This is a genomic window from Mesorhizobium sp. M0045 (assembly GCF_040323385.1).
GTDB lineage: Bacteria > Pseudomonadota > Alphaproteobacteria > Rhizobiales > Rhizobiaceae > Mesorhizobium.
Window position 1 is genome coordinate 194488 of record NZ_JAMYUY010000003.1, and the last position, 25212, is coordinate 219699.

Consider the following 25212-nt stretch of genomic DNA (forward strand, 5'->3'; position numbering starts at 1 on the left):
CAGTCAGGAGTCTATGACAATCGATCGGCGAAGCCTGCTTCTGGTGTCGATGGCGGCGCTGTTGCCGGGGCAGGCGGCGGCATTGCAGCTGCGTTCGCCGTTGCCCGAAACCTTCGACTATGGGCCGGCCAAGCTCGACATCTATTCCCGCGCGGGCGCAAGCGGCCTGCCGGTCGTCTTCTTCGTCCATGGCGGCGCCTGGCGGGTCGGCAGTCGCGGCAACGTCAATGCCAAGCCGCAATTCCTGCTCGACAATGGCTTCTGCTTCGTCTCGATCGACTACCGGATGCTGCCCGAGGCCGACGTCGCCACCCAGGCGGCGGATGTCGAACTGGCCTATCGCTACGTCCGCGCCAACATCGCCAGGCATGGCGGCGATCCGGACCGGATCGTCGCGATGGGCCATTCGGCCGGCTGCCATCTCGTCGCATTGACCGGCCTGCGCGGCGGCCTGCCCGGGGTCGCGGCGCTGATCCTCGACGACACCAGGGCTTACGACCTGGAGGCATTGGCCAGGAGCGGCGGCATGGCAGGGGTCTATGCCCGCGCCTTTCCCGATCCGGCGCAGTGGCGCGCGCTGTCGCCTGTCACCTATGTGGAAGGCCGCAAGCACCCGCCGACCTTCATCGCCCATTCACGGGCGAAAGCCCGCGCGGCGGACGCGCAGGCCTTCGCCGGGCGTCTGCGCGCCACCGGAACCAGGGTCACGCTGTTCGACGGCAGCGCCTATTCGCACATGTCGATCAATCGCGACTTCGGCACCGAAGGCGATGCATTGACAGCGGCGGTGATAGCTTTCCTGAGGGCGAGCCTCGGCTGATCTACCAGCGGGTCTTTTCGCCGGGCGCCGCCGGCTCGATCGCCAGGGCGTGGACGCCGGATTTCAACTCTTCGGCCAGCAGATCGTTGACTGCACGGTGACGCTCGACGCGGCTCATGCCGGCAAAGGCTGGCGCGACGATGCGGACGCGGAAATGCGTCTCGCCGGCGCCGTCGAAGGCAGCGTGATGGCCGGAATCCACGTGATGATGACCGGCATGGAGATGGCTTTCGTTGATGACGTCCAGCCGTTCCGGCGAAAACGCCTTTTTCAGCTTATCTTCCATCGTTGCCTGTATGGACATCGCCGCTTCCCTTCACCACATCTATGTCATCGCACAAATTCGCCATTCGCCGGTTTTATGCCGCGATTCAGCGGTTAGGGCGATCATCGCGAAAATGTCAATTCTTGTTTCGCATCCGCGAACGGCCCATAAATGGGTGAGATGAAGCCGTACCCAAAATATTTCGAAAAGATTCGTATCCGCCCGGAGAAGGACGCGGAGCTGAAGTCGCGTTCGCCGATCTGCCAGTGGGATGGCTGCAAGGAGGCCGGTACCCACCGCGCCCCGGTCGGACGCATGAAGGAAGGCGAGTATTTCCAGTTCTGCTTCGACCACGTGCGCGAGTACAACAAGGGCTTCAATTATTTCTCGGGCGTTCCCGACACCGAGATCGCGCGCTTCCAGAAGGAAGCCATGACCGGCCACCGGCCGACCTGGAAAATGGGCGTCAACGGCGCCTCGACACGCTCCTCGCCCGACTTCGCCCAGGCGCGTTCCGGCCGTGCCGGCTACTACAATCGCATGCGCGATCCCTTCGACCTGTTCAAAGGCCCGAAGGACCCGCGCGAAGCACGCGAGCGCAAGGCCAAGCCGCTTGAGGCCAAGGCACTGGAAACGCTTGGCCTTGATACAAAGGCAAGTGGCAAGGATATCAAGGCGCGCTATAAGGAACTTGTGAAACGCCACCATCCGGATGCGAATGGCGGCGACAGAGGTTCGGAAGACCGGTTCCGCGATGTGCTCCAGGCGTATCGCGTGCTCAAGCAGGCAGGTTTGTGCTGAGCGACCTTACGGTTCGTGTCGCTTTCCAACTTTCATAGGGTTGGAAAAGGCTCTAAGACCGCCCCCGAACAAAATCGATTACCAGCGAAACGCGGCGTTTCGCTTGTGGAGACGTGATAGAGATGAACAAGGTCGATCGCGACATCGCCAACTTGCCCGACACCACGGTGTCGGTGAAGGAGACATTCGGCTTCGACTCCAAGATGGTGGTGCCGGCCTATTCGGTGACGAGCGAGCATGTGCCCGACATCGATCCGGACTACCTGTTCGACAAGAACACGACGATGGCGATCCTCGCCGGCTTTGCCTATAACCGCCGCGTCATGGTGTCGGGCTATCACGGCACCGGCAAGTCGACGCATATCGAGCAGGTCGCCGCCCGCCTCAACTGGCCTTGCGTGCGTGTCAACCTCGACAGCCATGTCAGCCGTATCGACCTCGTCGGCAAGGACGCCATCGTCGTCAAGGACGGGCTGCAGATCACCGAATTCCGCGACGGCATCCTGCCCTGGGCCTATCAGCACAATGTCGCGCTGTGCTTCGACGAGTACGATGCCGGCCGCCCGGACGTGATGTTCGTCATCCAGCGCGTGCTGGAATCGTCGGGCCGGCTGACGCTGCTCGACCAGAGCCGGGTTATCCGCCCGCATCCGGCCTTCCGGCTGTTTTCGACCGCCAACACGGTTGGCCTCGGCGACACCACAGGCCTCTACCACGGCACCCAGCAGATCAACCAGGCGCAGATGGACCGCTGGTCGATCGTCACCACGCTGAACTATTTGCCGCACGACAACGAAGTGAACATCGTGCTGGCCAAGGCCAAGCACTATCGCGACGGCAAGGGCAAGGAGATCGTCAACAAGATGGTCCGTGTCGCCGACATGACGCGCTCGGCCTTCATCAACGGCGATTTGTCGACGGTTATGAGCCCGCGCACGGTTATCACCTGGGCCGAGAATGCCGAAATCTTCGGCAATATCGGCATGGCGTTTCGGCTGACCTTCCTCAACAAATGCGACGAGCTCGAACGCTCGCTGGTCGCCGAATTCTACCAGCGCGCCTTCGGCGAAGATTTGCCGGAATCGGCGGCGAATGTGGTGCTGGGCTAAGCAGAGTCTCGATGGCGGGTCCGGGCGACAACACGCGAAACAAATCCAAGACCGGCGCTGAGGCCGACAGCTTCAAGCGCGCGGTTACCGTCTGCATGCGCGCCATCGCCGGCGACAAGGATCTCGAGGTCGGTTTCGCCAAGGACCGGCCGGCGCTGGCCGGCAGCCGCGCCCGGCTGCCGGAACTGCCGAAGAAGGCATCAAAGGCGGACATCGCCATTACCCGCGGGCTCGGCGATTCCATGGCGCTGAAGCGCGCCTGCCATGATACGCGCATCCACACCAGGCTGGCGCCGGAAGGCAAACAGGCCCGCGCCATCTACGACGCGGTCGAGCAGGCCCGGGTCGAGGCGATCGGCAGCCGCGCCATGCAGGGCGTTGCCGACAATATCGGCTCGATGCTCGAGGACAAATACGCCAGGGCCAACCTCGCCGACGTCAAGGACAAGGCCGACGCGCCGATCGAGGAGGCGCTGGCGCTGATGGTGCGCGAAAAGCTGACCGGCCGCACTGTGCCGAAGAGCGGCGAACGGCTGGTCGATCTCTGGCGCCCTTGGGTCGAGGAAAAAGCCAGTGCCGATCTCGACGGGCTGTCGGCAAAGCTCGACGACCAGCAGGCGTTCGCCCGCGTCGTGCGCGAGATGCTCGCCTCCATGGAAATGGCGGAGGAGCTCGGCGACGACCAGGAGACGGAAGACTCCGAGGACAACGACGAAAACCAGCCGCAAGGCGAGGAGCAGAGCGAGGAGGGCGGCGAAGACGATTCCGGCTCCGAGCAGTCGCAGTCAGAGGATACCGAGGCATCGTCCGACGACGAGCAATCGGCCGAGACCGAAGCCTCCGACGCCTCCGCCGAGGATCTCTCCGACGACGACGATGCCGATGCAGAGACGCCCGGCGAGGCGCGCCGCAACGACAATCCCTTCACCAATCTGCCGAAAGAGATCGACTACAAGGTCTTCACCACCGCCTTCGACGAGACCGTAGGTGCGGAGGAACTGTGTGAGGAGGAGGAGCTCGACCGGCTGCGCGCCTTCCTCGACAAGCAGCTCGCCAACCTTTCGGGCGTGGTCGGGCGGCTGGCCAACCGGCTGCAGCGCCGGCTGATGGCGCAGCAGAACCGCTCCTGGGATTTCGACCTCGAAGAAGGCTATCTCGATCCGGCACGGCTGGTGCGCGTCGTCATCGACCCGATGCAGCCTCTGTCCTTCAAGCAGGAGCGTGATACAAAATTTCGCGACACCGTGGTGTCGCTGGTGCTCGATAATTCGGGTTCGATGCGCGGCCGGCCGATCACGGTCGCCGCGACCTGCGCCGACATTCTGGCGCGCACGCTGGAACGCTGCGGCGTCTCGGTCGAAATCCTCGGCTTCACCACCCGCGCCTGGAAGGGCGGACAGGCGCGCGAGAAATGGTTGAAGGAAGGCAAGCCGCCGAACCCCGGCCGTCTCAACGATCTGCGCCACATCATCTACAAATCCGCCGATCATCCGTGGCGGCGGGCGCGCCGCAATCTCGGGCTGATGATGCGCGAGGGCCTGCTCAAGGAAAACATCGACGGCGAGGCGCTGCTGTGGGCGCATAACCGGCTGATCGCGCGGCCGGAGCAGCGCAAGATCCTGATGATGATCTCGGACGGCGCGCCGGTCGACGATTCGACGCTGTCGGTCAATCCGGGTAATTATCTCGAGCGGCATCTGCGCGCCATCATCGAGCTCATCGAGACGCGCTCGCCGGTCGAGCTTTTGGCCATCGGCATCGGCCACGACGTCACCCGCTACTATCGCCGCGCTGTAACCATCGTCGATGCCGAAGAACTGGCCGGCGCCATGACCGAGCAGCTGGCCTCGCTGTTCGCCGAGGAAACCGTGCGCGACACGCGGCGCGGCGGCATACGGCGCGCCGGATGATTTTTTCCCGCGGCGGCTTTTGGCAGAAGCTTTTGGCCGCCATTGCGTTGTTAGGCATCGGTTTGGCGCCGGCTGTCGCTGCCGGCCCGGCCTCGGTCGAGCCGGCCGAGATCACGGCACGGCCGATCAGCGAATTCCACATCGGCCGGCCGGACAAACAGTTCGGGCCGCTTGAATTCGTCGGCGGGCTCGAAATGACCTCGTCGACGCGCGATTTCGGCGCGCTGTCGGCGCTTCGGTTCCTCAAGCCCGGCAGCGATTTCATCGGCGTCGCCGACACCGGCTTCTGGTTCTTCGGCACCCTCGTCCACGATGCCGACAAGCGGCCTTCCGGCATCCAGAATTTTCGCATGCAGCAGATGGTCGATGCGGCCGGCCAGCCGATCGACGAGAAATGGGCGGTCGATGCCGAAGGCCTCGCGGTCCAGGACGGCATTGCCACGGTCGGTTTCGAGCGCGATCACCGTATCGCAGAGTTCAAGATCGATCCGGATGACATGAGGGCGCCGTTCAGGCAATTGGACTTCCTGATCCCGGCCTGGGAACTTCGGCGCAATCGCGGCTTCGAGACCGTCACCCGCGCCCATCCTTACGGACAGCACGCGGGCGGGCTGGTCGTGGTGTCGGAAAAGAGCCTCGACAAGGCCGGTAACATCTTTGCCGCGATCATCGAAGGGCCGCACAAGGGCGTCTTCACCGTCAAGCGCAATGGCGATTTCGACATCACCGACGGCGCCTTCCTGCCGGATGGCGACCTGTTGCTTCTGGAGCGCAGTTTTTCGATGGCCGGCGGCGTCAAGATGCGGCTGCGGCGCATCTATGGCGAAAGCGTCGAGAAGGGCGCTGTCGCCGACGGGCCGGTGCTGCTCGAAGCCGACATGGGTTACCAGATCGACAATATGGAAGCGCTCGACGTCTGGACCCGCGACGATGGCGCGCTGATCGTGTCCATGATGTCCGACGACAATCACTCGATCCTGCAGCGCAATCTTTACCTGGAATTCATCCTGCACGAGGATTGACGCGCGATCGCGGGCTGCTGCAGGCGCTCGTCGCCGAGCTTCAGAAACCGCAGTAGTCGGTGTGCCGGGCGGAGCCCAAACAGCAATCCGCCCAAATTGCTTCCGCTAGGCTTTGCTCGCGAGCCAGATGACGTGACGGGCGCCGCGCTTGCCGTGAGCCCGCGCCTTGACCTCCTCGACCGTGAAGCTCGCCTGCTTGAGCCGCCGGGTGAAGCCTGCGTCAGGGCCCTGCGACCAGACCGCCAGCATACCGCCGGGCTTGAGAGCTGCTCTCGCGCTGTTCAGGCCGGCGCCGCCGTAGAGCGCGTCGTTGCCCTTGTAGACGATGCCCTGGGGGCCGTTGTCGACGTCGAGCAGGATCGCATCCCAGGCCGAGGCTTGCGATCGGATGAGCTGACCGACATCGGCCTCACGAATGCTGACGCGCGGGTCGTCAAGGCAGCCGCCGAACAGCTCGGCCATCGGGCCCCGAGCCCAAATCACGACTGCCGGCACCAGTTCGGCAACGGTGACCTGGGCCTCGTCGCCAAGCTCGGCCAGCGCCGCACGCAAGGTAAAGCCCATGCCGAGGCCGCCGATCAGGATGCTTGGGTTCCGGCGGCCGGCAATCCTTTGACAGGACAGTTTCGCAAGCGCCTCTTCGGAACCGCTGAGCCGGCTGTTCATCAGCTCGTTCGCACCAAGCATGATTGAGAATTCGCCGCCGCGCCGTTTCAGGCGAAGTTCCTGTCCGCCGTCAGGCGTTTTTGCCGAATCCAGTTGGAGCCAGGGGATCAAAGACTGCCCCTTTGTTCGACCATGATCTTGTCCGAAGACCGGTTCCCACTTTCCGCTAACGCGGACCTTCGGTTCCGGGTCATGGTCTAGGCCGCCAGTGCCGGCTGGCTCCAGCGGGCGGCAAGCAGCCGGTAGGGGATCAGCGCCACCACCGCTATGACCAGTTTGACGCTGAGATCGCCGAGCGCCCAGGATACCCAGCGCATCGTCTCGACCGGCAACACACCCATCAGCGGCGCGGTTTCCAGCGCAAAGCCGTCGTTCGGTCCGGCGAAGGCGAAAGCCGCCGCAAAGGCGACGGTGAAAAACACCACCGTGTCGAAGACAGAGCCGACCAGCGTGCCGACAACCGGCGCGCGCCACCAACTCTGCCGGCGCAACCGGTTGAACACGGTGACGTCGAGCAACTGCGCGGTGAGGAAGGCGGCGCCCGAGGCCGTGGCAATGCGCACCAGCCGGTCGGCGGCGGTCTCGAATTCGATCAGGCCGTGGCGAAATAGCAGCGGCGGGATGACGATCGAGCAGATCACCGCTGTCATGAAGCCGACAAAGACGATCCTGCGCGCCACCGCCGGCCCATAACGGCGATTGGCGAGATCGGTGACCAGGAATGAGAACGGATAGGTGAAGGCGCCCCAGGTCAGGATGTCGGCCAACGACAACCCGCCGATTGCACCCTGCATCGGGAACTGCACAAGGATGTTCGAGGCCACGACGACGAGCGCCATGGCCGCCACGAAGGGCAGGTACCGCGAGAGGAAGATCATTTTTTTATCCTGGGTAATGGAACCAGCGGAACGCGATCCGGAACCCCGGTCACGCCCTGGAAGGCGGCTGCCGCCGAAAAACTCAGGCGGCCGGCTGTTCGGCGAGCTTCTTGGCGATCTGCTTCTTCAACAGGCGGGCGCGCTGCGACAATTCCTTGGCATCGGCCTTGGCCAGGAAGGCATCGAGACCGCCGCGATGCTCGACCGAACGCAGCGCGTTGGCCGAAATGCGCAGGCGCACATTCTGGTTCAGCGCTTCCGAGATCAGCGTCACATTGACGAGATTGGGCAGGAAGCGACGCTTGGTCTTGTTGTTGGCGTGGCTCACATTGTTGCCGGACATGACTGCCTTGGCAGTGAGTTCGCAAGTGCGGGACATGATACTAACCTTCGGTTCTCGGTCCTGGCCAAACATTCGACCCGCGCCGGGTGGCGCGCGGTTTCGGTCAGGCGGCCTCATGGAAAAAGTTGGCGTTCCATAGTTGCATTTCGCCGAGGCGTCAAGCTTGGGGGTTGCTTCGGGCATGGGGAATCGCACTTTCGGAGTAGGTGTCGTCAGTGAAGCTGCTGATCGCCCTCTTCTGGAGGAGATGTTGCTGTCCCGCAGTTGTCTCAAGACCTGGGTTCCTCGCCCACCGCATGATGGTTGCGCTCTCCCCACTTTCGTGGGGCGAGGAGCCCAAGCCGGAGTGAAGCCGCAACCCTTTCCCTCATCCGGGCCGAGGCAGATCCGCAAATTCGTCGATGGCCGCATTTTGTTCTTGCTTTGTGCCGGCAGCTATGCTACTAATTTAAGTATGGTGCTGATTCGCACCGACGACCCGCCCGCCGAGGCGGGTTTTTTTCTGGCCCTGGACCCTCCCCAGCGTTCCCTGCCGACGCCGCCTTTCACATTAAGGCCGGAATTCAGCCTATAAGCGGTCGCACAGGGACATGCCAGACCGGAGCCGCCCGTCCGGTCGACAACCAAGGACCCGCCATGCCTCGTTCTTTCCTCCATGCCCTGGTCGTGCTGATGGCCGTCGCGCTGTCGACGACGGTTTCGGCCGCTGAGCCGCAATCCTTCACGGGCGAGTATTCGGTATCGTTCCTCGGCCTTTCCGTGGCCAAAGCGAAATTCTCCAGCCACTACGAGGGCGACACCTATTCGATCGAGGGCAGCGTCTCCGCTGCCGGCCTCGCCACTTTGTTCGACGATACGCGAGGTACGATCTCGTCGAAGGGCAAGATTTCGGGCAAGCGGTTGCAGCCGCAAGCGTTCCACGCCGACTACACGTCCGGCAAGAAGGCATCGATGATCGACATCCGGTTTGCCAACGGCGTCGTCACCTCGACCAAGGTCGTGCCTGAGCCGAAGAAGCGCAATCCCAACAACTGGATACCGCTGGCCGGCAGCGATCTCGTATCGGTCCTCGATCCGATGGCCGCGACCGTCATCCATGCCGACAGCCTCGACCAGGTCTGCGGGCGCACGGTGAAGCTCTATGACGGCGAAATGCGTGCCGATCTCAAACTGACCTACGAGTCCAAAGGGTCGATCTCGGTGGCCGGCTACGAGGGCGATACGGTCACTTGCAGGCTGGGCTTCGAGCCGGTGGCCGGTTACCGCAAGAACCGCAAGGCGCTGAATTACCTGAAGAAACGCAGCCGCATCATGGTGACGTTTGCACCAGTCGGCCAAAGCGGCGTATATGCGCCGATCCGCGCCACGGTCAGCACGCAAATCGGCCCGTTGACGATCAGCGCGGAGCGGTTCGAAGCAAACGAATAGGCGTGATGGTGCGCCGCCAACGATGGGCAGGGGGCGACGGCTATGGCGCGCGCAACACTGATCGGCTTCTCCGCGGTCGCCATGTGGGCGCTGCTGGCGCTGCTTACGGATGCTTCGGGCGCCGTGCCGCCGTTCCTGCTTTCAGCAATCACCTTCACGATCGGCACTTGCGTCGGGCTGGTTGCCCGGCTGTTGATGCCGGCAGCCGATGGCGCCGCGAAGATACCGCGCCAGGTCTGGGTGATCGGCATTGCCGGCCTGTTCGGCTACCACTTCTTCTACTTCACCGCGCTGCGCAATGCGCCGGCCGTCGAGGCCAGCCTGATCGCCTATCTGTGGCCGCTGCTGATCGTGCTGGGGTCGGCGCTGATGCCGGGCGAGCGGCTGGCCTGGAACCACGTCGCCGGCGCGCTGCTCGGCCTTGCCGGCACGGTCCTGATCGTCACCAAAGGCGGCGGGCTTGCCTTCGACGCGCGTTATGCCTTCGGCTACGCCATGGCCGGCGTCTGCGCGGTGCTGTGGTCGTCCTATTCGCTGTTGTCGCGGCGCTTCCCGTCGGTGCCGACCTCGATCGTGACCTGGTTCTGCGCCGCCACCGCGGCCCTTTCGCTGGTCTGCCACCTATTGCTTGAACAGACGGTGCTGCCCGCCGGCGCCGGCCAGTGGCTGGCCGTGCTCGGCCTCGGTCTGATGCCGGTGGGGGCGGCGTTCTATGCCTGGGACATCGGCGTCAAGCGCGGCAACATCCAGGTGCTGGGGGCGGCGAGCTATGCCGCGCCGCTGCTGTCCACCCTCGTGCTGATCGCCGCCGGCTTCGCCGAGCCGTCATGGCGCATCCTCGCCGCCTGCGTGTTGATCACCGGCGGCGCGGCACTGGCGGCGAAATCGCTGTTCCTGCGCAAGAGGGCTACGAGCGAGGCAAACGCTTGATGCCGTTTCCCGGCGGCATCGATGCCAATGCCAATGCGACGCTGGTATTTTCGCTGGCGGCGGCGGTGATTTACGCGTTCAGCCTCGGCATGCCGCCCCGCCTTTCGCGGTCGGCGGCAAGGACATTGGCGGTGGCGATGCTTGCGGTGCTGGTCGTGCAGCAGGGCGGTCCATGGCTGCTCGTCGCAGCACTCGGCGTCAGCGCCGTGGGCGACGCCCTCCTGTCGCGCGACGGCGAGAAGGCATTTCTCGGCGGCACCGCCAGTTTTCTTGCCGCGCATGTGCTTTACGTCGTGCTGTTCCTGCGTGCCGGCGGCGGCCTCGGGCTGCTTTTGGCCGAGCCGTGGCGAGCAGCGATCGTGCTGGCGATGGCCGTGTCGGTGCTGGCGATGGTTTTCGCGCTCCGGCGCCGCGTCGGCCCCGCCTTGCGTTTGCCGATCGGCGTGCATGCCGCGGCACTGCTTGCCATGGGCATTGCGGCGCTCACCCTGAACAGCGTCGGGGTCATCGGCGGCATCGTCCTGCTCATGCTGTCCGACGGGCTGCACGCCGCGGAAAAGTTCCTGCTGCCCGCCATCTCGCCGCATCGCATTTGGGTGCGCCATGCGGCATGGGCGCTGTATTACGTCGGCCAGCTGGCGATCACGCTGGGTTTCCTGCTGGGCTAGGTGCCTATGGCGTTCCCGGCAGCCAGCCTGGTTCGGCAAGTTCGAAGGCGGCGAAATCGAAACCCGGCGCCACGGTGCAGCCGACCAGGGTCCATTCGCCGAGGCTGCGTGCCGACTGCCACCAGCCTGCCGGTACGACGATCTGCGGCCGCTCGCCTGCGGCAAGCGACGTACCGAGGACCTCCTCGATGACGGGACCGCCTTCTCGATGTATCGACAGCGCCAGCGGCGCACCGTCATAGAAATGCCAGACCTCGGCCGCGTCCTTGACCCGGTGCCAGGCCGACAATTGGTCCTTCTCGAGGAGGAAATAGATCGCCGTCGAATGGCCGCGCGTGCCTGCCGCGCCGTCGCGAAAGGTCTCGGCATACCAGCCGCCTTCCGGATGCGGCTTGAGGCCGAGCAGAGCGATGATTTCGGCGGAACTGGTCATGACCCTAGCTCCTGGCGCCGCTCAGAAATTGTCCTTGCGCTTGCGGATCTCGGCGAACACTTCGGCGTCGGAGGCCTTCTCCAGGCCGAGATGTCTGCGGATCGCCGGATCGTGCCAGCGCAGGAACGGATTGGTCGACAGTTCCTCGCCGATCGTCGTCGGCAGCGTCGGCTTGCCGTCGGCGCGCAACGCCTCGACCTTGGCGGCGCGCTCTTTCAGCGCCGAATTGGTCGGGTCGAGGGTCAGCGCGAAACGGGCGTTGGCCAGCGTATATTCATGGCCGCAATAGACGACCGTGTCGGCCGGCAGCGCCGCGAGCTTCTTCAGGGATTCGTACATCACCGGCGGCTTGCATTCGAGCAGCCGCCCGCAGCCGAGCGCAAACAGCGTGTCGGCGGCGAATGCCACTTTCGACGCCGGCAGATGATAGGTGACATGGCCCGCAGTGTGGCCGGGCGTGGCGATGACCTCGATCCGCTCGTCGCCGAGGCGGACAACCGAGCCCTGTTCGACGGTTTCGTCGATGCCGGGAATCTTTGCCTTTTCGGCTTCCGGACCGACAATGCGCAGCTTGAAACGCTCCTTCAGCGCCAAATTGGCCTCGACATGGTCGAGATGGTGGTGGGTGGTCAGAATCATCGTCGGGGTCCAGCCGGTGCGCTTGATCGCCGCCAGGATGGGCGCCTCCTCGGGCGCATCGATGAGCGCCGTCTGGCCGCTTTTCGGGTCGTGCACCAGCACGCCGAAATTGTCGCTACGGCACATGAATTGTTCGATCTCGACCGGCATCGCATCTCTCCCTTTATTGCCGCAGACATAGGGCGCCTGCCGGCCGATGTCATCTGCCTTTGTTGAACTTGGACTGCTTCGAAGCTACCGTTCCGCGCATGCATTCAGACATTGTCGATCTCCGTTCTTTTTATTCGACCACGCTCGGCCGCCTGGCCGAACGCTCGATCACCATGGCGCTGTCCTCGATATGGGCCGTAGTGCCCAACGAGCGGCTGGTCGGCCTCGGCTATACCTTGCCGTGGCTGGAACGTTTCGGCAGCGATGCCGAGCGTGTCTTTGCCTTCATGCCGGCAACACAGGGCGCGGTCGTCTGGCCGGCGACGGGGCCGACGGCGACCGCGCTGGTCTTCGACGAGGAACTGCCGCTGGTCGATTCCTGCATCGACCGCATGCTGCTCGTCCATTCGCTCGAACATGTCGAGAACCCGCGCGAGACGCTGAACGAAATCTGGCGGGTGCTGTCGCCGGCCGGCCGTGTCGTCATCGTTGTGCCCAACCGGCGCGGCGTCTGGGCGCGCTTCGAGCATACGCCTTTCGGCAATGGCCGGCCGTTCTCGCGCGGCCAGCTCACCGAATTGCTGCGCGAAGCGAATTTCACGCCGGCAGCATGGTCCGATGCGCTGTTCTTCCCGCCGTCGCCGCGACGTTTCATGATGCAGTTCCACAATGTGCTGGAACGCGCCGGCCGGCGCTTCTGGCCGATCTTTTCGGGCGTTATCGTCGTCGAGGCGCAGAAGCGGCTTTATCAAGGCGTGCCGGTTGCCCAGCGCGCGTCCCGCCGCGTCTTCGTGCCGGTTCTCTCGCCGCATGGCGCCCCGACGCTCGGCCGGCTGTCGCGGGCCGAACATCCGGCGCCGGCAGGATGACGCGTTCGTGATCCGACGCAGGCTTTTTCTCACCTATCTGTCGCGGACGGGTTCGCTGCCCGATTGAAGGCATACGCAATCGGTTCTATGACCGGCGATTTCTATGACCGGGCTTCAGCACTGCTTCCGAATGCAAGGATTCACTCATGGCTGATCATCCGGATGTCGAGGCCAGCGCCCAGAAGCTTGCCACCTCGATCGAAGCCAGCAGCCTGCGTGAGCAGCTGGCAACAATCAAGATAGCGCTGACCACCTCGCCGGTGCGAAAGCAATTGTTTTGGGCCGCGATCGGCATCGTCGCCGTCATTGTCGCAACCTCGGTCGGGCAGATTCTGCTCAATCGCTGGAACCAGCCGTTCTTCGACGCGCTGGCGCGGCGCGACATGCCGGCCTTCCTGCATCAGCTTCTGGTCTTTGCGGCAATAGCCGGCGGGCTGCTTCTGTTTAACGTGGGCCAGACCTGGCTCGACCAGATGATCCGCCTGAAGCTGCGCGAGGCGCTGACGCTCGACCTGATCGGCGAGTGGATGCGGCCGGCGCGCGCCTTCCGGCTGGCCCATGCCGGCGCCATCGGCGTCAATCCCGACCAGCGCCTGCAGCAGGATGTCGCGCATCTCTCGGATCTTTCCACCGGCCTCGGCATCGGCCTGCTGCAGTCCTGCATCCTGCTTGCCTCCTTTGTTGGCGTGTTGTGGTCGCTGTCTTCCGGCTTCGTCTTCCACATAGGCGGCCATTCGCTGGCCATACCCGGTTACATGGTCTGGGCGGCAATCCTTTATGCGGGCACCGCCTCCTGGTTGAGCTGGTTGGTCGGGCGGCCGCTGATCCGCTTCAACAATGATCGCTATACGCGTGAAGCGGAGCTGCGTTCCTCGGTGGTTCGCGTCAACGAGAATGTCGATGCCATCGCGCTGGCGCATGGCGAGGCCGATGCCAGGCGCCGCCTCGAATTCGATCTCGGCATGGTGCTGGGCGCCATGCGGCACATCTACCGCGCCCAGATCAATCTTTCCTGGGTTACCGACACCTATGGCTGGATCACTGTCGTCGCGCCGATCCTGGTCGCCTCACCGGTCTATTTCGCCGGCGATATCAGCTTTGGCGGGCTGATGATGGCAGTTGGCGCCTTCAATCAGGTCCATTCTTCGCTGCGCTGGTTCATCAACAATATCGGCGGCATCGCCGATTGGCGCGCCACGCTGATGCGGGTCGCCGACTTCCGCATCGCGCTTGGTGACACCGACGCGCTGCACGATACGGAAAGGCGCATTTCATTCGGCGAAAACCCGGACGGCAGCCTGACCTTCGAGAAACTCGAGATCGCCTCGCCGGAGGGATGCACCAAGCTTGCCGAGCCGCATGTCGAAATCCGCGCCGGCGACCGGGTCATGATCACCGGAGATCCGGGCGCCGGCAAGACGCTGTTCTTCCGGGCCATTGCCGGTCTGTGGCCATGGGGCAGCGGGCGGATCGGCATGCCGGCCGGAGAAGCGCCGATCTTTGTTCCGCGCACCCCTTATTTCCCGCTCGGCAGGCTGCGCGAGGTGCTCAACCATTCGGGCGGCGCGGCCGAGGCGAGCGATGCCGAGATCTCGGAGGTGCTGGCCGATGTCGGGCTGCAACGCCTGTCGTCCTCGCTCGATCGCTCGGCGCGCTGGGAGCGTGAGCTCAGCGACGACGAGCAGCGTCTGCTGGCCTTTGCCAGGCTGGCCTTGCGACGGCCGAAATGGGTGATCATCGACGAGGCGCTGGATGCGTTCGACGGCCCGACGCTGAGGCAAGTGCTGTCGATGCTGGAGAAGCGCCTTCCCGACGCCGCGATCCTCAACATCGGCCGCGGCCAGCACAATGCCCGCTTCTTCCGGCGGGCGTTGACCATCGTCAAGGATGCCGGCCAACCGCCCCTCAAGCCGGTCCGTATCAGGGCAGGGGCCATCGAACCGCCTCCGGCCATCGCCTCGGCCGGCCGCAAGAAATAGAAGGGCAAGCTTTATTTCGCCGCGATCGCGGCGAAAAACTGTCGCGATCGTTTCAGATGGGAACGTTCCGATCGGCCATGCTTGACGCTCTCGCCCTGCTCGCCTGCGTTGCCTGCGCCCCCGCAGCACCTGCGGCCGCGCCGGCCAATGCACTTGCCGTCGATGTCGAGCTGGTGCTGGCCGTCGACATCTCGCAGTCGATGGATGAAAGGGAGTTTGCCCTGCAGCGCGCCGGCTATGTCGCGGCGCTGCGCCATCCCGACTTCATCAACGCCGTGCGTGCCGGCACCTCTGGCCGCATCGCCATTGCCTATTTCGAATGGGCCGGCACCATCCGCGACGACGCGGTCATTGCCTGGCAGGTCGTCGACAGCAAGGAGAGCGCCAACGCTTTCGCCGACAAGATCGCGGCCCGCCCGTTCAGAAGCTTTCGCGGCACCTCGATTTCCGGCGCAGTGGCTTTCGGCGCCGAGCTTTTCAACGGCACGGCCTTCACCGGCAAACGTCGCGTCATCGACGTCTCGGGCGACGGCCCAAACAACACCGGCTTGCCGGTCACAACGGCACGCGATGCGGCGCTGGCGAAGGGCATCGTCATCAACGGGCTGCCGATCCTGATCAGCCCGTCACCCACCTTCAGCCATCTCGACCGGTATTATGCCGAATGCGTCACCGGCGGGCCGGGCTCGTTCGTGCTGCCGATCTATGCTGCTTCCGAATTCGCCACCGCCACTCGCCGCAAACTGATCCTCGAGGTCAGCGGCATCGAGTATCCCAAGGTGGATCCGAGGACGATCCGCATCGACACACCGATCGACTGCCTGCAAGGCGAGCGCGACCGGCGGTTTTTCTCGGACCCATATTTCCCGGAACTCGACCGATAAGGCTGGCCGAGGGGTAGGTTAGGCCGGTGGCAGGCCGAAGGCCGGGAACAGAGATGGCCCGAGCGGCCCTATGAAGATCGTCAAGGAAGCGATCCCGCCCTCGGCTGCGTCGAACACATGCAGGGAATGGGCCCGCCATTCAGGGCCATCGTGGCTGCGGGAATAAACCCCGACCGCCGGCTGGGCATTGGCCCGAGTGGCCAGCGTGCGGAAGCCGCCAAACCTCGGCCAGACGGTCTCGAAGAAACCGCGGATCGCTTCGCGGCCTTGATACCATTCGCGCCAAGGCGGCATTGTATAGATGGCGTCCTCACGCAGCAGCTCGATCAAGCTGTCGAGATTGGCGGCCTGCCAGGCCTGCATGTAGCGTTCGAGCAGCAGGCCTTCTTCGGGGCTGGGCCGTGATCGGCTGGCCGGCCGTCCCTGGGGATAGCGCGCCGCCAGCGTTGCGCGGGCGCGCTGCAACGCGCTGTTGATCGAAGCCGTCGATCCGCCCAGCAAACGCGCCGTCTCGACGGCCGACCATCCCAGGACGTCGGCAAGCAGCAGCGCGGCGCGCTGCCTGGGCGGCAGATCCTGGATCGCGGCGACGAAGGCGAGCTGGACGGCCTCGCGGCTCTCGTAACGAGCTTCCGGACCTGGCTCGCTGCCGGCAATGTCTGGAAGCTCGGCGTCGGGGTAGGGCTCCAGCCAGGCGATGTCGGCTACGGGCCCGCCTATGGCCGCCCCGTGCGAGGGCGGCCGTCCGGGTTCCCGGAGAATGCGACGCGCCCTCGACCTCGCCTTGATGGCGTTGAGGCAAGCGTTGGTCGCGATCATGTAGAGCCAACCACGAACCGAACCTCGCCCGTCGAACTCCGACCTGGCGCGCCAGGCGCGAAGCAACGTGTCCTGGACGAGGTCGTCGGCCTCGTGCAGCGAACCCATCATGCGATAGCAATGCAGCTTGAGCTCGCGGCGATGGGCGGCCATGACCTTCTCGAAGGCCAGCCGATCGAGGATCGGCTGGCGTGCTGGTTCCAGAGGTGGTTGAGCGTCTGTCATGCGGCTGTGCGGTTACGAGTGAGCTTTGCATTACGCGCGCCTCAGGCGGCCGGTGCAAGCCCGCTCCCGCTGACCATGAAGGAACTGCCTTGCGGCTGGCCGGTGGCGAGCGCGACCACCGCCCGTCCGACGTCGGCCGGGGTTTGCATGTCGGTCATGGCGGCGATGAAGTCCGCCGGCTGGATGCCCATATAGGCAGCGACGCTGTCGACGCCGGCCTTGCCCACGCCGGTTTCCGGCATGATGCGCATCGGCGCGAGCGCCATGAAGCGAAGGCCGAGGCCGAGTCGGTCGGCTTCCTTCTGGCTATGACCGGCCAGGAACATCTGCATGCGTTTTGCGCCGGCATAGCCGCCGGTATTGGGTGGCCCGCCGGTCAAGGCCGCGCCACTGGAGATCAGAACGATACGGGTTCCCGGCTTGAGCGGACGCCGCAGAGCGGCCCGGCAAAACAGGAACGATGCCTTGACGTCCGTGTCCCAATTTGCGGAGAACGCCTTCCAGTTCTGTTCGTGCAGCGGCGCGGAAGGGGCCAGCGCGCCTGCGCAGATTACCAGCACGTCCGGCTCCAGCGCGGCGAAGACCTTATCGGGGGCGGAGTCCACCGTCGCATCGACCGCGAGCGTCTTCACGCCCGAGACCTCCCAGGCAAATTGCGCCAGGGCCTGTTTTCCGCGGGCGACGGCCAGCACCGTCGCTCTCTCGTTGAGGGCGGCCTCCGCGATGGAGCGGCCGACCCCACGGCTGCCTCCGACAACTACAACATTCTGACCTTGCAACGATCCCATGGATCACCTCTCTGTTCCCGGCCGCCGGACCATCCAGGCGCCCTCATCGACAAGGACAGCGCAGGGGGGTGGAAATCATCGGTGCCAGGGGGAAATATTTTTCAGGTGACAGCAGGGCTCGCGCACGGCCCTGTTCGGGGCAGCAACGGCAGAGGCGCGTCGGTTTGTATTCAGGGTCATTACCGCGGGGGTAATCGACCAACGCGCAAGGTCTCGGCAAACTGCTCCCATCAAGCCGGTTGTCCGGCTTCGACCACCAGGGAGTACAGCCATGACCGCCTACGCCGTCGCGCATATGCGCCAGGTCACGCCGGGGCCGCAGATCGTCGAGTACCTGCACAAGATCGATGCCACGCTGGAGCCGTTTGGCGGGCGCTTCATCGTGCATGGCAGCGAGGTGGAAGTCGTTGAAAACACCTGGCCGGGCCACCTCGTCATGATCGAATTTCCAGACATGCAGCAGGTGCGTGCATGGTACCGCTCGCCCGCCTATCAGGAGATCTTGCCGCTGCGCACCGAGAATTCTCAGTCCGACGTGGTCCTGGTCGATGGCGTCCAGCACCCGCACAAGGCCACCGACGTTCTCGAAGAAGGGGACGATCTGCGACGATTGGCTCTTATCGTTTCAGCAGGAATACCGCTTGCTGGCCGAAAAAGTTCCAGAACCACCAAGGCATGGAGAAGCCGATCCGCTGGCCGTTGGCGTCGAGCGCGGTTGCCTTTTCCACCGTCGCGCCAAGCTCGTCGCACAGATTGACGAAGTCGCGAATGGTGCAGAAATGGATGTTGGGGGTGTCATACCAGGAATAGGGTAGGTCCTTGGTCACCGGCATGCGGCCGTTGAACAGCAGCGAAAAGCGCACCCGCCAGTGACCGAAATTCGGGAATGAGACGATGGCGCGGTTGCCTATCCTGAGCAGTTCGTCGAGCACCAATTTCGGATTGCGGGTCGCCTGCAAGGTCTGCGACAAAACGACAAAGTCGAAGCCCTTATCGGGATAGAATTGGAGATCCTTGTCGGCATCGCCCTGGATGACCGACAGGCCGCGCGCCACGCATTCGTTGACGCCGCGCTGCGACAGTTCCAGCCCGCGACCGTCGACCTTCTTGGTCGCCTGCAGCAATTCGAGCAGCAGGCCGTCGCCGGAACCGACGTCCAGTACCCGCGACTGCGGCGGGATGAGATCGGCGACGACCTCGAGGTCGACGCGCTGGGCGCGGTTGACGCTCATGGGCTCGCCTTCTGCCTGGCGCATGATCCTGATCCGAAAAGTCTGCAACTTTTCGGGGTCATGCGCTGATGCCTGGCGCGTGATCCTGATCCGAAAAGTCTGCAGCTTTTCGGGGTCATGCGCCGAGCCCTCTGGCCCGCGCCGCCGAGGCGATGAAGCCTTTGATGGCGGCAAACAGTTCCGGCTCGTCGAGCAGGAAGGCGTCGTGGCCACGGTCGGTCTCGATCTCGACGAACGATACCGAGGCGCCGGCCGCGTTCAGCGCGTGCACGACCGAGCGGCTCTCCTCGGTTGGGAACAGCCAGTCGCTGGTGAACGAAACCAGGCAGAAGCGCGTCTTGGTGCCGGCGAAGGCATCGGCCAGCCGGCCGCCATGGTCGGCGGCGAGATCGAAATAGTCCATCGCCCGGGTCATGTAGAGATAGGAGTTGGCATCGAAGCGATCGACGAAGGTCATGCCCTGATGGCGCAGATAGCTCTCGATCTGGAAGTCGGCATCGAAGCCGAAGGTCAGCGCTTCGCGGTCCTGCAGGTTGCGGCCGAACTTGCGGTGCAGCGCTGCTTCCGACAGATAGGTGATGTGAGCGGCCATGCGCGCCACCGCCAGCCCCTTTTCCGGCCGCTTGCCGTGCTCGAAATATTTGCCGCCATGCCAGTCCGGGTCGGCCATCACTGCCTGCCTGCCGACCTCGTGGAAAGCGATGTTCTGCGAAGAATGGCGGGCGCCGGTGGCGATCGGCAGCGCCGAGAAGACGCGCTCGGGATAGCTCGAGGCCCATTGCAGCACCTGCATGCCGCCCATCGAGCCGCCCAGCACGCTGAACAGCTGTTCGATACCGAAATGCTCGACCAGCATCAGCTGCGCGCGCACCATGTCGCGGATGGTGATGATCGGCAGGTCGAGCCCGTAGGGCTTGGCGGTGGCGGGATTGGTCGAGGCGGGGCCGGTGGAGCCGAGACAGCCGCCGATGACGTTGGACGAGATGACGAAGAAACGATCGGTGTCGATGATCTTGCCGGGGCCGATCAGCACTTCCCACCAGCCCGGCTTGCCGGTCACGGGATTGGTGTTGGCGACATGCTGGTCGCCGGTCAGCGCATGGCAGACGAGGATGGCGTTGGAGCGCTCGTCGTTGAGCGTGCCATAGGTCTGGTAGGCGATCTGGAACGGCGACAGCAGCGTGCCGGCGTCGAGCTTGAGCGGCTTGTCGGCGCCGAAACGCAACACCGGGCTCGACGGCTGGTCGGCCTCGTTGTTGGTTTTTCGCGCGCGCAAAGCGACCATCACATCTCCTTGCCCGGCCTTCAGTTGTCCACCGCCGGTCTGGGCAACAACCAGCCAGGGCAACAAAAAACCGGCCATGCCTTCGCAAAGCCGGTTACAAGATGCAAACGGCCCTTTAGCAAGTTGTTTAACGTGGCTGCAAGCCGACCGGCCAAATCACCACGGGACTTTCGCTGCTCTTCTAGGACCGACGCATGGCTTCGTCAACGGCAAGTTCTTGATCCCGAATTGCCGCCCCTCGACATTCCGGGCCACGGCCTGTATTTCCGCTGCGGCCTCCGGATGGAGGCAATCTCGACGGATTTCATGGAATGAGCCAGATACCGGATCAGACACGTCCAAGGCCCCGCGCCGGCATCATGGACATCGAAGCCTATGTGCCCGGCAAGAGCGCGGCGCCTGAAGGTGTCGCCAACGTCCATAAATTGTCGTCGAACGAGAACCCGCTCGGCCCTTCGCCAAAGGCGATAGAGGCCGCGCGCGCGGTCGCCGACAAGCTCGCGGTCTATCCCGACGGCAGCGCCAGGCGCCTGAGGGAAGCGATCGCCGAGGTGCACGGGCTCAACCCGGCGAACATCGTCTGTTCCAACGGCTCCGACGAGATTCTGGGCCTGCTGGCGCAGACCTACCTCGCGCCCGGCGACGAAGCGATCATCACCGAACACGGCTTCATGGTCTACAAGATCTACATACAGTCGGCCGGTGCCGTCCCGGTGACGGTCAAGGAGACCGATGAACGCGCCGATATCGATGCGATCCTCGCCGCGGTGACGCCGCGCACCAGGGTCATCTTCCTTGCCAATCCAAACAATCCAACCGGCACCTACGTGCCGTTCCAGGAGGTGCGCCGCCTGCATGCCGGCCTGCCGCGAAACGTGCTTCTGGTGCTGGATGCAGCTTACGCCGAATATGTCCGGCGCAACGATTATGAAGCCGGCGTCGAGTTGGTGGGCAGCGCGGAAAACGTGGTCATGACCCGCACTTTCTCCAAATTGGGCCTGGGCGGGGCGCGGATCGGCTGGATGTATGCGCCAATGCATATCATCGACGCGATCAACCGCGTGCGCGGACCCTTCAACGTCAATGCGACGGCTATCGAGGCCGGTATCGCGGCGATCCGCGACCGCGGCCATATCGAGCGCAGCGTGGCGCATAACGAGACCTGGCTGGCATGGCTGACCGAGCAATTAAGCGGGCTTGGTCTGCGGGTGACGCCGAGTGTCGGCAATTTCATCCTTATCCACTTTCCCGAGGACAAAAAGCATTCGGCGGCGGCCGCCGATGACTACCTCAGTGCGCGCGGCTACATATTGCGGCGCGTTTCCGGCTACGGTTTTCCGAACGCGCTGCGCATGAGCATCGGCACCGAAGAGGCCAACTGCGGCGTTGTCGCAGCACTCGCGACATTCCTGAAAAGCTAGAACACCATGACCTCACCGATGTTCGAAAAGATCGCGCTGGTCGGCATCGGCCTGATCGGCTCGTCGCTGGCGCGCGTCATCCGCCGTGAGGGGCTCGCCGGCCAAGTCGCGATTTCAACGCGCAGCGAAGCGACGCTGGCGCGGGCGAGCCTACTCGCCCTCGGCGACACCTACACGATGGATGCGAAAGAGGCGGTTCGCGATGCCGATCTGGTCGTCGTTTCGGTGCCGGTCGGCTCTTCGGGTACCGTCGCCGCGGAAATCGCGCCGACGCTGAAGAAGGGCGCCATCCTTACCGATGTCGGCTCGACCAAGGCATCGGTGATCGCGCAGATGCAGCCGCATGTGCCTGATGGCGTGCACTTCATTCCCGGCCATCCTTTGGCCGGCACCGAAAAGTCGGGACCAGATGCCGGTTTTGCGGAACTGTTCGAGAACCGCTGGTGCATCTTCACGCCGCTGCCCGGCACCGATCCCGCGGCACTGGAAAGGCTCTCGGAATTCTGGCGCCGCTGCGGCTCCAACATCGACACGATGGACCCGCAGCATCATGACATGACGCTGGCCATCGTTTCGCACCTGCCGCACATCATCGCCTATAACATCGTCGGTACCGCCGACGATCTGGAGTCGGTGACCAAGTCCGAGGTCATCAAATACTCGGCTTCCGGCTTTCGCGACTTCACCCGTCTCGCGGCGTCCGACCCGACCATGTGGCGTGACGTCTGCCTGCACAACAAGGACGCCATCCTCGAAATGCTGGCGCGATTCTCGGAAGATCTGTCCTCGCTGCAGCGGGCGATCCGCTGGGGCGACGGCGAAAAGCTGTTCGACCTGTTCACCCGCACCCGCGCCGTCCGCCGCTCGATCATCGAGGCCGGCCAGGACATCGACGTACCGGATTTCGGTCGCCAGGCAGTCGAACACCCGCCGAAGGGATAAGCCGCGGCAGGCCGATCGCAGTCCCGACCGCCTAGTCAAGCGGCTTGATCTTGCCGAGCGGGATGAAGCCGAGCGAGGCCTTGCCCCTGACGATCTTCAGCGGCATCGACGGCTGGTTGCCGAGCAGCGCCAGTCCGGCAAAGCCGGTTTGGATCTCTTTCTTCTGCTCGGGGATGGCGGTGGCAAGGATCGCCGCCACGGCCTTTGGATCATTGAGCTTGATCGTCAGATCGGCATTTATGAGACCGTCGTCATCGACCGACAGCGGTCCGGAAACGGTGATGCGCGCAGTTCCGGACGACAGATCGAGCTCGTGGATTTCGGCCGCGAGGCCGCGCAGGCTCTTCGAGTTTGCCTTGATCAGCGTCACGCCGTTCTTCAGCGTCACATCGCCGCTGCCATCGAGCGGCGGCAAGACGCGCCCGTCGATGGCCGCCGCGTCGATTTCGAGATCGGTGAAATTGCCGGCATAGTCGATGTCCGGGCCGTTTGGGCGCAATTGCCCGCTGGCAGTTCCGGCGCTGAACAGCGAGACGGGATCGGCATCGTCTGCCGGATCGGTCTGGCCGGACAGGCCTTCTGCCTGCAGCGAGAGGCGTCTCGGCAGCGGCCAGGACAGCTTCATGTCGGCCCGCAGATCATCCCAGTCGATCCAGAGCGGGGTCATGCCGGGAACGGAGGTCCTGAGTGGCCCCCTGAGCTCGGCGGCAGGCGACAGAAGCCGCGTGATCTGGGTGGCAGCGTTGATCTTGCCTGTCGATGCCGCGACGTTGCGGCTGTCGTCCTCGTAAGCCAGACTGTCGCAGGAAAGGGTGAAGCTGAAGGGATAGCCGCTGACCGCGAGATTGGCACAGTCGGCCTTGATGCCCTTGTCATCGAGATCGGCGACCGCCTTGTCGGTGGCGCTCTCGACCAGATCCGCCAGGTAGAACCAGCCCGCGCTGTAGATGCCGAACAGCACGAGAATGAAAGCGGCAAGCCACAACAGGCGGCGACGCTGGCTGGGCGGCGGGCGCTCGTCACTTGACGTCATGCTGCGGCTTTCGTTAACGCGGGTGGCACGGGCGGGCTGTCGCTTGCGGCAACAACAGGTAGACGGACTGAAACACCACCGGTGGAGTGGCTCGTCACAATCAGGCTTGGCGATATGGGCGATTTTTGGGTTTTTGGCTACGGCTCACTGATCTGGCGGCCGGGATTCGCGCATGTCGAGACGCGGCGTGCCCGCCTGCATGGCTACCGCCGTTCGCTCTGTGTCTATTCTTTCGTGCATCGCGGCACGCGCGAACGGCCGGGCCTGGTGCTCGGACTCGACCGCGGCGGCTCCTGCATCGGGCTGGCGTTCCGGGTCCCAGGCGAGCTGCGCAACGAGGCCATCACCTATCTGCGCGAACGCGAGCTGGTCACCAACGTCTATCTCGAACGTGTGCTCAGCGTTCGCCTCGACAAGAGTGAAACGGATGGGAGCGGGACGGTCGAAGCCATCGCCTATGTCGTGGACCGCAGCCACGAGCAATATGCCGGTGCGCTCGACCCGGCCGAGGCGGCGGCCGTCGTTCGCGGCGCCGTTGGCCAGTCGGGGAGGAATGAGGATTACGTGCTCAGCACGCTGGAGCACCTCGAAGCACTGGGTATAAGCGATCATTGGCTGGAAGACGTGACGAGACGGATCACGACATAGCGCCTTTTATCGCGTTACCATGATGTTTTCGGTGTCGTGACGCGGGCTACATCCTGAAAATCTGTTTACCAAGATCGGCGCGATCCAGGCTGTTTGCCACCGCAAGCTTGAACTCGGTCAGCGCGTGGAGACCGCCGACAGGAACGTGGAAGCCCGGCTGGCCAAAGATGTCGATGATCTCGCGTAGGACAGGCCGGTCGGCTTCGGCCGGTGGTGAAAAGAAATAGCGATAAATATTCGCCCTGATCTCGACACCGCTCAGCAAGACATCGAAATTGTGCAGTTCGAAGCGCTCGGCACTCATGCCGCCATTGATCACGATCTGTCCGCCAAGCGCCAGGGTGCGGATCAATTCGCCGCTGACAGGTCCGCCGACATTGTCGATAATCCCGTTCAATCCGGCGCCGCCGGTGATATCCATCAGCGCTTCCCGGATGCTTGCCTTCAAGTCCGAAAAGTCAAGAATGGCGGCGGCGCCAAGCGTCTCAGATCGAAGCTTTGGTGCGAGCGCCGCACCAGCGCGATGACGTTGATGCCGCGTCGCTGGGCGAACTGCATCACCATTGTCGAAATCGACGAATAGCCGGCCGTGACAGCCAGCCACTGCCCAGGCCGCACGCGGGAATCCACCACCAAATCCCACGCGGTAATGGGGTTCACCATCTGCCCGGCGCGTTCGACCGGATAGCCGGCAGGCAACGGGATCAGCCATTCGGCGGGAATGGCCGCGTACTCGGCCCAACTGCCATAATAGCTGAACGCGACAAGCGTGCCCGGTTCCAGCAAGACGTTCGCGCCAACGGCTTCGACGATGCCGGCACCGTGGTTTCCCGCGATCTGCCGGGGAAAATGCGGCTTCTTCGGTTCGGGATAGAGGTTCTGGATAAACAGGAAGTCGCCCGGATTGATCGAAGCCGAGACCATCCTGACCAGCACCTCGCCGTCGCCGATGCGCGGCATCGGCAGGTCGTCCATGTAGAGCACGTCGCGCGGCGAACCGATGGCGTCAAATACGATTGCTTTCA

Annotated in this window: 27 protein-coding genes, 1 pseudogene and 1 riboswitch; of the genes and pseudogenes, 15 read left to right on the forward strand and 13 right to left on the reverse strand. The window is 64.0% G+C overall.

Features of this window, described 5'->3' with window-relative positions; genetic code table 11:
• The first annotated feature begins 13 nt into the window (after nucleotides 1-13).
• On the forward strand, nucleotides 14-820 hold the full coding sequence (locus tag NKJ72_RS05950; RefSeq protein WP_352476245.1) for an alpha/beta hydrolase: 807 nt from the start codon (nucleotides 14-16) through the stop codon (nucleotides 818-820).
• 1 nt (nucleotide 821) lies between these two features.
• Here NKJ72_RS05950 and NKJ72_RS05955 read toward each other — a convergent pair whose 3' ends face one another.
• Nucleotides 822-1124 carry a BolA family protein gene (locus tag NKJ72_RS05955; RefSeq protein WP_352476246.1) on the reverse strand — a complete coding sequence of 101 codons (303 nt, stop codon included), beginning with the start codon at nucleotides 1122-1124 and terminating at the stop codon, nucleotides 822-824.
• A 132-nt stretch (nucleotides 1125-1256) separates the two neighbouring features.
• Here NKJ72_RS05955 and NKJ72_RS05960 point away from each other — a divergent pair, with 132 nt between their 5' ends.
• From NKJ72_RS05960 to NKJ72_RS05975, 4 genes are all read left to right on the forward strand, one after another.
• Complete coding sequence (locus tag NKJ72_RS05960; protein ID WP_254816626.1) at nucleotides 1257-1886, forward strand: J domain-containing protein; 630 nt, start codon at nucleotides 1257-1259, stop codon at nucleotides 1884-1886.
• Nucleotides 1887-2008: 122 nt separating this feature from the next.
• Nucleotides 2009-2995 (forward strand): cobaltochelatase subunit CobS, encoded by a 987-nt coding sequence (gene cobS, locus NKJ72_RS05965; RefSeq protein ID WP_023721131.1) that lies wholly within the window; start codon nucleotides 2009-2011, stop codon nucleotides 2993-2995.
• 11 nt (nucleotides 2996-3006) lie between these two features.
• Nucleotides 3007-4905 carry a cobaltochelatase subunit CobT gene (gene cobT, locus NKJ72_RS05970; protein ID WP_352476247.1) on the forward strand — a complete coding sequence of 633 codons (1899 nt, stop codon included), beginning with the start codon at nucleotides 3007-3009 and terminating at the stop codon, nucleotides 4903-4905.
• Nucleotides 4902-5927, forward strand: a complete 1026-nt coding sequence (locus tag NKJ72_RS05975) for an esterase-like activity of phytase family protein (RefSeq protein ID WP_352476248.1) — start codon at nucleotides 4902-4904, stop codon at nucleotides 5925-5927. The genes cobT and NKJ72_RS05975 overlap by 4 nt, the downstream gene beginning before the upstream one ends.
• A gap of 105 nt (nucleotides 5928-6032) precedes the next feature.
• On the opposite strand, the gene NKJ72_RS05980 is transcribed toward NKJ72_RS05975, so the two are convergent.
• From NKJ72_RS05980 to rpmB, 3 genes are all read right to left on the reverse strand, one after another.
• Nucleotides 6033-6704, reverse strand: coding sequence for a spermidine synthase (locus NKJ72_RS05980; RefSeq protein ID WP_352476249.1), 672 nt, complete (start codon nucleotides 6702-6704; stop codon nucleotides 6033-6035).
• 86 nt (nucleotides 6705-6790) lie between these two features.
• The gene (locus tag NKJ72_RS05985; protein WP_352476250.1) at nucleotides 6791-7471 is read right to left on the reverse strand and encodes a queuosine precursor transporter; all 681 of its coding nucleotides are present in this window, start codon (nucleotides 7469-7471) and stop codon (nucleotides 6791-6793) included.
• Nucleotides 7472-7553: 82 nt separating this feature from the next.
• Nucleotides 7554-7850 (reverse strand): 50S ribosomal protein L28, encoded by a 297-nt coding sequence (gene rpmB / locus NKJ72_RS05990; protein WP_006328411.1) that lies wholly within the window; start codon nucleotides 7848-7850, stop codon nucleotides 7554-7556.
• Nucleotides 7851-8450: 600 nt separating this feature from the next.
• On the opposite strand from rpmB, the gene NKJ72_RS05995 reads away from it, so the two are divergent.
• Genes NKJ72_RS05995 through NKJ72_RS06005 form a run of 3 tightly spaced genes read left to right on the forward strand, consistent with a single transcriptional unit; the run spans nucleotide 8451 to nucleotide 10840 of the window.
• Nucleotides 8451-9242: a DUF3108 domain-containing protein gene (locus NKJ72_RS05995; RefSeq protein ID WP_352476251.1), complete on the forward strand. Its 792-nt coding sequence runs from the start codon at nucleotides 8451-8453 to the stop codon at nucleotides 9240-9242.
• A gap of 42 nt (nucleotides 9243-9284) precedes the next feature.
• A complete protein-coding gene (gene yddG, locus NKJ72_RS06000; RefSeq protein WP_352476252.1) occupies nucleotides 9285-10172 on the forward strand; it encodes an aromatic amino acid exporter YddG in 888 nt (295 codons plus the stop codon).
• Complete coding sequence (locus tag NKJ72_RS06005) at nucleotides 10172-10840, forward strand: lysoplasmalogenase family protein (protein WP_352476253.1); 669 nt, start codon at nucleotides 10172-10174, stop codon at nucleotides 10838-10840. Before yddG ends, NKJ72_RS06005 begins: the two co-directional genes overlap by 1 nt.
• Before the next feature lie 4 nt (nucleotides 10841-10844).
• Here the strand turns inward: NKJ72_RS06005 and NKJ72_RS06010 are convergent, their stop codons facing one another.
• Nucleotides 10845-11273, reverse strand: a complete 429-nt coding sequence (locus NKJ72_RS06010) for a cupin domain-containing protein (protein WP_352476254.1) — start codon at nucleotides 11271-11273, stop codon at nucleotides 10845-10847.
• A gap of 21 nt (nucleotides 11274-11294) precedes the next feature.
• Nucleotides 11295-12062 carry a hydroxyacylglutathione hydrolase gene (gene gloB, locus NKJ72_RS06015; protein WP_352476255.1) on the reverse strand — a complete coding sequence of 256 codons (768 nt, stop codon included), beginning with the start codon at nucleotides 12060-12062 and terminating at the stop codon, nucleotides 11295-11297.
• A 98-nt stretch (nucleotides 12063-12160) separates the two neighbouring features.
• On the opposite strand from gloB, the gene NKJ72_RS06020 reads away from it, so the two are divergent.
• The 3 genes from NKJ72_RS06020 to NKJ72_RS06030 all read left to right on the forward strand — a co-directional run bounded on the left by NKJ72_RS06020 (nucleotide 12161) and on the right by NKJ72_RS06030 (nucleotide 15794).
• Complete coding sequence (locus NKJ72_RS06020) at nucleotides 12161-12931, forward strand: class I SAM-dependent methyltransferase (protein WP_352476256.1); 771 nt, start codon at nucleotides 12161-12163, stop codon at nucleotides 12929-12931.
• 146 nt (nucleotides 12932-13077) lie between these two features.
• Nucleotides 13078-14910 carry an ABC transporter ATP-binding protein/permease gene (locus NKJ72_RS06025; RefSeq protein WP_352476257.1) on the forward strand — a complete coding sequence of 611 codons (1833 nt, stop codon included), beginning with the start codon at nucleotides 13078-13080 and terminating at the stop codon, nucleotides 14908-14910.
• Between the two features lie 77 nt (nucleotides 14911-14987).
• Nucleotides 14988-15794 (forward strand): DUF1194 domain-containing protein, encoded by an 807-nt coding sequence (locus NKJ72_RS06030; protein ID WP_352476258.1) that lies wholly within the window; start codon nucleotides 14988-14990, stop codon nucleotides 15792-15794.
• 18 nt (nucleotides 15795-15812) lie between these two features.
• On the opposite strand, the gene NKJ72_RS06035 is transcribed toward NKJ72_RS06030, so the two are convergent.
• Both NKJ72_RS06035 and NKJ72_RS06040 read right to left on the reverse strand, forming a co-directional pair.
• Nucleotides 15813-16838: an RNA polymerase subunit sigma-70 gene (locus NKJ72_RS06035; protein ID WP_352476259.1), complete on the reverse strand. Its 1026-nt coding sequence runs from the start codon at nucleotides 16836-16838 to the stop codon at nucleotides 15813-15815.
• Nucleotides 16839-16879: 41 nt separating this feature from the next.
• Complete coding sequence (locus NKJ72_RS06040; RefSeq protein ID WP_352476260.1) at nucleotides 16880-17626, reverse strand: SDR family NAD(P)-dependent oxidoreductase; 747 nt, start codon at nucleotides 17624-17626, stop codon at nucleotides 16880-16882.
• Between the two features lie 271 nt (nucleotides 17627-17897).
• On the opposite strand from NKJ72_RS06040, the pseudogene NKJ72_RS06045 reads away from it, so the two are divergent.
• A pseudogene (locus NKJ72_RS06045) lies at nucleotides 17898-18215 on the forward strand (DUF1330 domain-containing protein); the annotation flags it as partial.
• Nucleotides 18216-18243: 28 nt separating this feature from the next.
• On the opposite strand, the gene metW reads toward NKJ72_RS06045, so the two are convergent.
• Both metW and metX read right to left on the reverse strand, forming a co-directional pair.
• A complete protein-coding gene (gene metW, locus NKJ72_RS06050; protein WP_254817066.1) occupies nucleotides 18244-18858 on the reverse strand; it encodes a methionine biosynthesis protein MetW in 615 nt (204 codons plus the stop codon).
• A gap of 115 nt (nucleotides 18859-18973) precedes the next feature.
• On the reverse strand, nucleotides 18974-20143 hold the full coding sequence (gene metX, locus NKJ72_RS06055) for a homoserine O-acetyltransferase MetX (protein ID WP_254816640.1): 1170 nt from the start codon (nucleotides 20141-20143) through the stop codon (nucleotides 18974-18976).
• Nucleotides 20144-20238: 95 nt separating this feature from the next.
• A riboswitch (SAM riboswitch) is annotated at nucleotides 20239-20316 on the reverse strand.
• Nucleotides 20317-20454: 138 nt separating this feature from the next.
• Here metX and hisC point away from each other — a divergent pair.
• Entirely contained in the window at nucleotides 20455-21564 is a 1110-nt protein-coding gene (hisC, locus tag NKJ72_RS06060) for a histidinol-phosphate transaminase (RefSeq protein ID WP_352476261.1), read from the forward strand.
• A gap of 6 nt (nucleotides 21565-21570) precedes the next feature.
• A complete protein-coding gene (locus NKJ72_RS06065) occupies nucleotides 21571-22506 on the forward strand; it encodes a prephenate/arogenate dehydrogenase family protein (RefSeq protein ID WP_352476262.1) in 936 nt (311 codons plus the stop codon).
• 31 nt (nucleotides 22507-22537) lie between these two features.
• Here NKJ72_RS06065 and NKJ72_RS06070 read toward each other — a convergent pair whose 3' ends face one another.
• Nucleotides 22538-23539, reverse strand: a complete 1002-nt coding sequence (locus tag NKJ72_RS06070; protein WP_352476263.1) for a DUF2125 domain-containing protein — start codon at nucleotides 23537-23539, stop codon at nucleotides 22538-22540.
• A 114-nt stretch (nucleotides 23540-23653) separates the two neighbouring features.
• Here NKJ72_RS06070 and NKJ72_RS06075 point away from each other — a divergent pair, with 114 nt between their 5' ends.
• Complete coding sequence (locus NKJ72_RS06075; RefSeq protein WP_352476264.1) at nucleotides 23654-24187, forward strand: gamma-glutamylcyclotransferase; 534 nt, start codon at nucleotides 23654-23656, stop codon at nucleotides 24185-24187.
• Nucleotides 24188-24233: 46 nt separating this feature from the next.
• Here NKJ72_RS06075 and NKJ72_RS06080 read toward each other — a convergent pair whose 3' ends face one another.
• Together NKJ72_RS06080 and NKJ72_RS06085 are read right to left on the reverse strand one after the other, a co-directional pair.
• Nucleotides 24234-24608: an MDR/zinc-dependent alcohol dehydrogenase-like family protein gene (locus tag NKJ72_RS06080; protein ID WP_352476265.1), complete on the reverse strand. Its 375-nt coding sequence runs from the start codon at nucleotides 24606-24608 to the stop codon at nucleotides 24234-24236.
• A 23-nt stretch (nucleotides 24609-24631) separates the two neighbouring features.
• Nucleotides 24632-25162 (reverse strand): quinone oxidoreductase family protein, encoded by a 531-nt coding sequence (locus NKJ72_RS06085; protein ID WP_352476266.1) that lies wholly within the window; start codon nucleotides 25160-25162, stop codon nucleotides 24632-24634.
• Nucleotides 25163-25212: the final 50 nt, after the last annotated feature.

Coding starts and splice junctions, on each gene's coding strand:
- NKJ72_RS05950 (WP_352476245.1), top strand. CDS start 14: ATGACAATCGATCGGCGAAGCCTGCTTCTGGTGTCGATGGCGGCGCTG.
- NKJ72_RS05955 (WP_352476246.1), bottom strand. CDS start 1,124: ATGTCCATACAGGCAACGATGGAAGATAAGCTGAAAAAGGCGTTTTCG.
- NKJ72_RS05960 (WP_254816626.1), top strand. CDS start 1,257: ATGGGTGAGATGAAGCCGTACCCAAAATATTTCGAAAAGATTCGTATC.
- cobS (WP_023721131.1), top strand. CDS start 2,009: ATGAACAAGGTCGATCGCGACATCGCCAACTTGCCCGACACCACGGTG.
- cobT (WP_352476247.1), top strand. CDS start 3,007: ATGGCGGGTCCGGGCGACAACACGCGAAACAAATCCAAGACCGGCGCT.
- NKJ72_RS05975 (WP_352476248.1), top strand. CDS start 4,902: ATGATTTTTTCCCGCGGCGGCTTTTGGCAGAAGCTTTTGGCCGCCATT.
- NKJ72_RS05985 (WP_352476250.1), bottom strand. CDS start 7,471: ATGATCTTCCTCTCGCGGTACCTGCCCTTCGTGGCGGCCATGGCGCTC.
- rpmB (WP_006328411.1), bottom strand. CDS start 7,850: ATGTCCCGCACTTGCGAACTCACTGCCAAGGCAGTCATGTCCGGCAAC.
- NKJ72_RS05995 (WP_352476251.1), top strand. CDS start 8,451: ATGCCTCGTTCTTTCCTCCATGCCCTGGTCGTGCTGATGGCCGTCGCG.
- yddG (WP_352476252.1), top strand. CDS start 9,285: ATGGCGCGCGCAACACTGATCGGCTTCTCCGCGGTCGCCATGTGGGCG.
- NKJ72_RS06005 (WP_352476253.1), top strand. CDS start 10,172: ATGCCGTTTCCCGGCGGCATCGATGCCAATGCCAATGCGACGCTGGTA.
- NKJ72_RS06010 (WP_352476254.1), bottom strand. CDS start 11,273: ATGACCAGTTCCGCCGAAATCATCGCTCTGCTCGGCCTCAAGCCGCAT.
- gloB (WP_352476255.1), bottom strand. CDS start 12,062: ATGCCGGTCGAGATCGAACAATTCATGTGCCGTAGCGACAATTTCGGC.
- NKJ72_RS06020 (WP_352476256.1), top strand. CDS start 12,161: ATGCATTCAGACATTGTCGATCTCCGTTCTTTTTATTCGACCACGCTC.
- NKJ72_RS06025 (WP_352476257.1), top strand. CDS start 13,078: ATGGCTGATCATCCGGATGTCGAGGCCAGCGCCCAGAAGCTTGCCACC.
- NKJ72_RS06030 (WP_352476258.1), top strand. CDS start 14,988: ATGCTTGACGCTCTCGCCCTGCTCGCCTGCGTTGCCTGCGCCCCCGCA.
- NKJ72_RS06035 (WP_352476259.1), bottom strand. CDS start 16,838: ATGACAGACGCTCAACCACCTCTGGAACCAGCACGCCAGCCGATCCTC.
- NKJ72_RS06040 (WP_352476260.1), bottom strand. CDS start 17,626: ATGGGATCGTTGCAAGGTCAGAATGTTGTAGTTGTCGGAGGCAGCCGT.
- metW (WP_254817066.1), bottom strand. CDS start 18,858: ATGAGCGTCAACCGCGCCCAGCGCGTCGACCTCGAGGTCGTCGCCGAT.
- metX (WP_254816640.1), bottom strand. CDS start 20,143: ATGGTCGCTTTGCGCGCGCGAAAAACCAACAACGAGGCCGACCAGCCG.
- hisC (WP_352476261.1), top strand. CDS start 20,455: ATGAGCCAGATACCGGATCAGACACGTCCAAGGCCCCGCGCCGGCATC.
- NKJ72_RS06065 (WP_352476262.1), top strand. CDS start 21,571: ATGACCTCACCGATGTTCGAAAAGATCGCGCTGGTCGGCATCGGCCTG.
- NKJ72_RS06070 (WP_352476263.1), bottom strand. CDS start 23,539: ATGACGTCAAGTGACGAGCGCCCGCCGCCCAGCCAGCGTCGCCGCCTG.
- NKJ72_RS06075 (WP_352476264.1), top strand. CDS start 23,654: ATGGGCGATTTTTGGGTTTTTGGCTACGGCTCACTGATCTGGCGGCCG.
- NKJ72_RS06080 (WP_352476265.1), bottom strand. CDS start 24,608: ATGGATATCACCGGCGGCGCCGGATTGAACGGGATTATCGACAATGTC.
- NKJ72_RS06085 (WP_352476266.1), bottom strand. CDS start 25,162: ATGGACGACCTGCCGATGCCGCGCATCGGCGACGGCGAGGTGCTGGTC.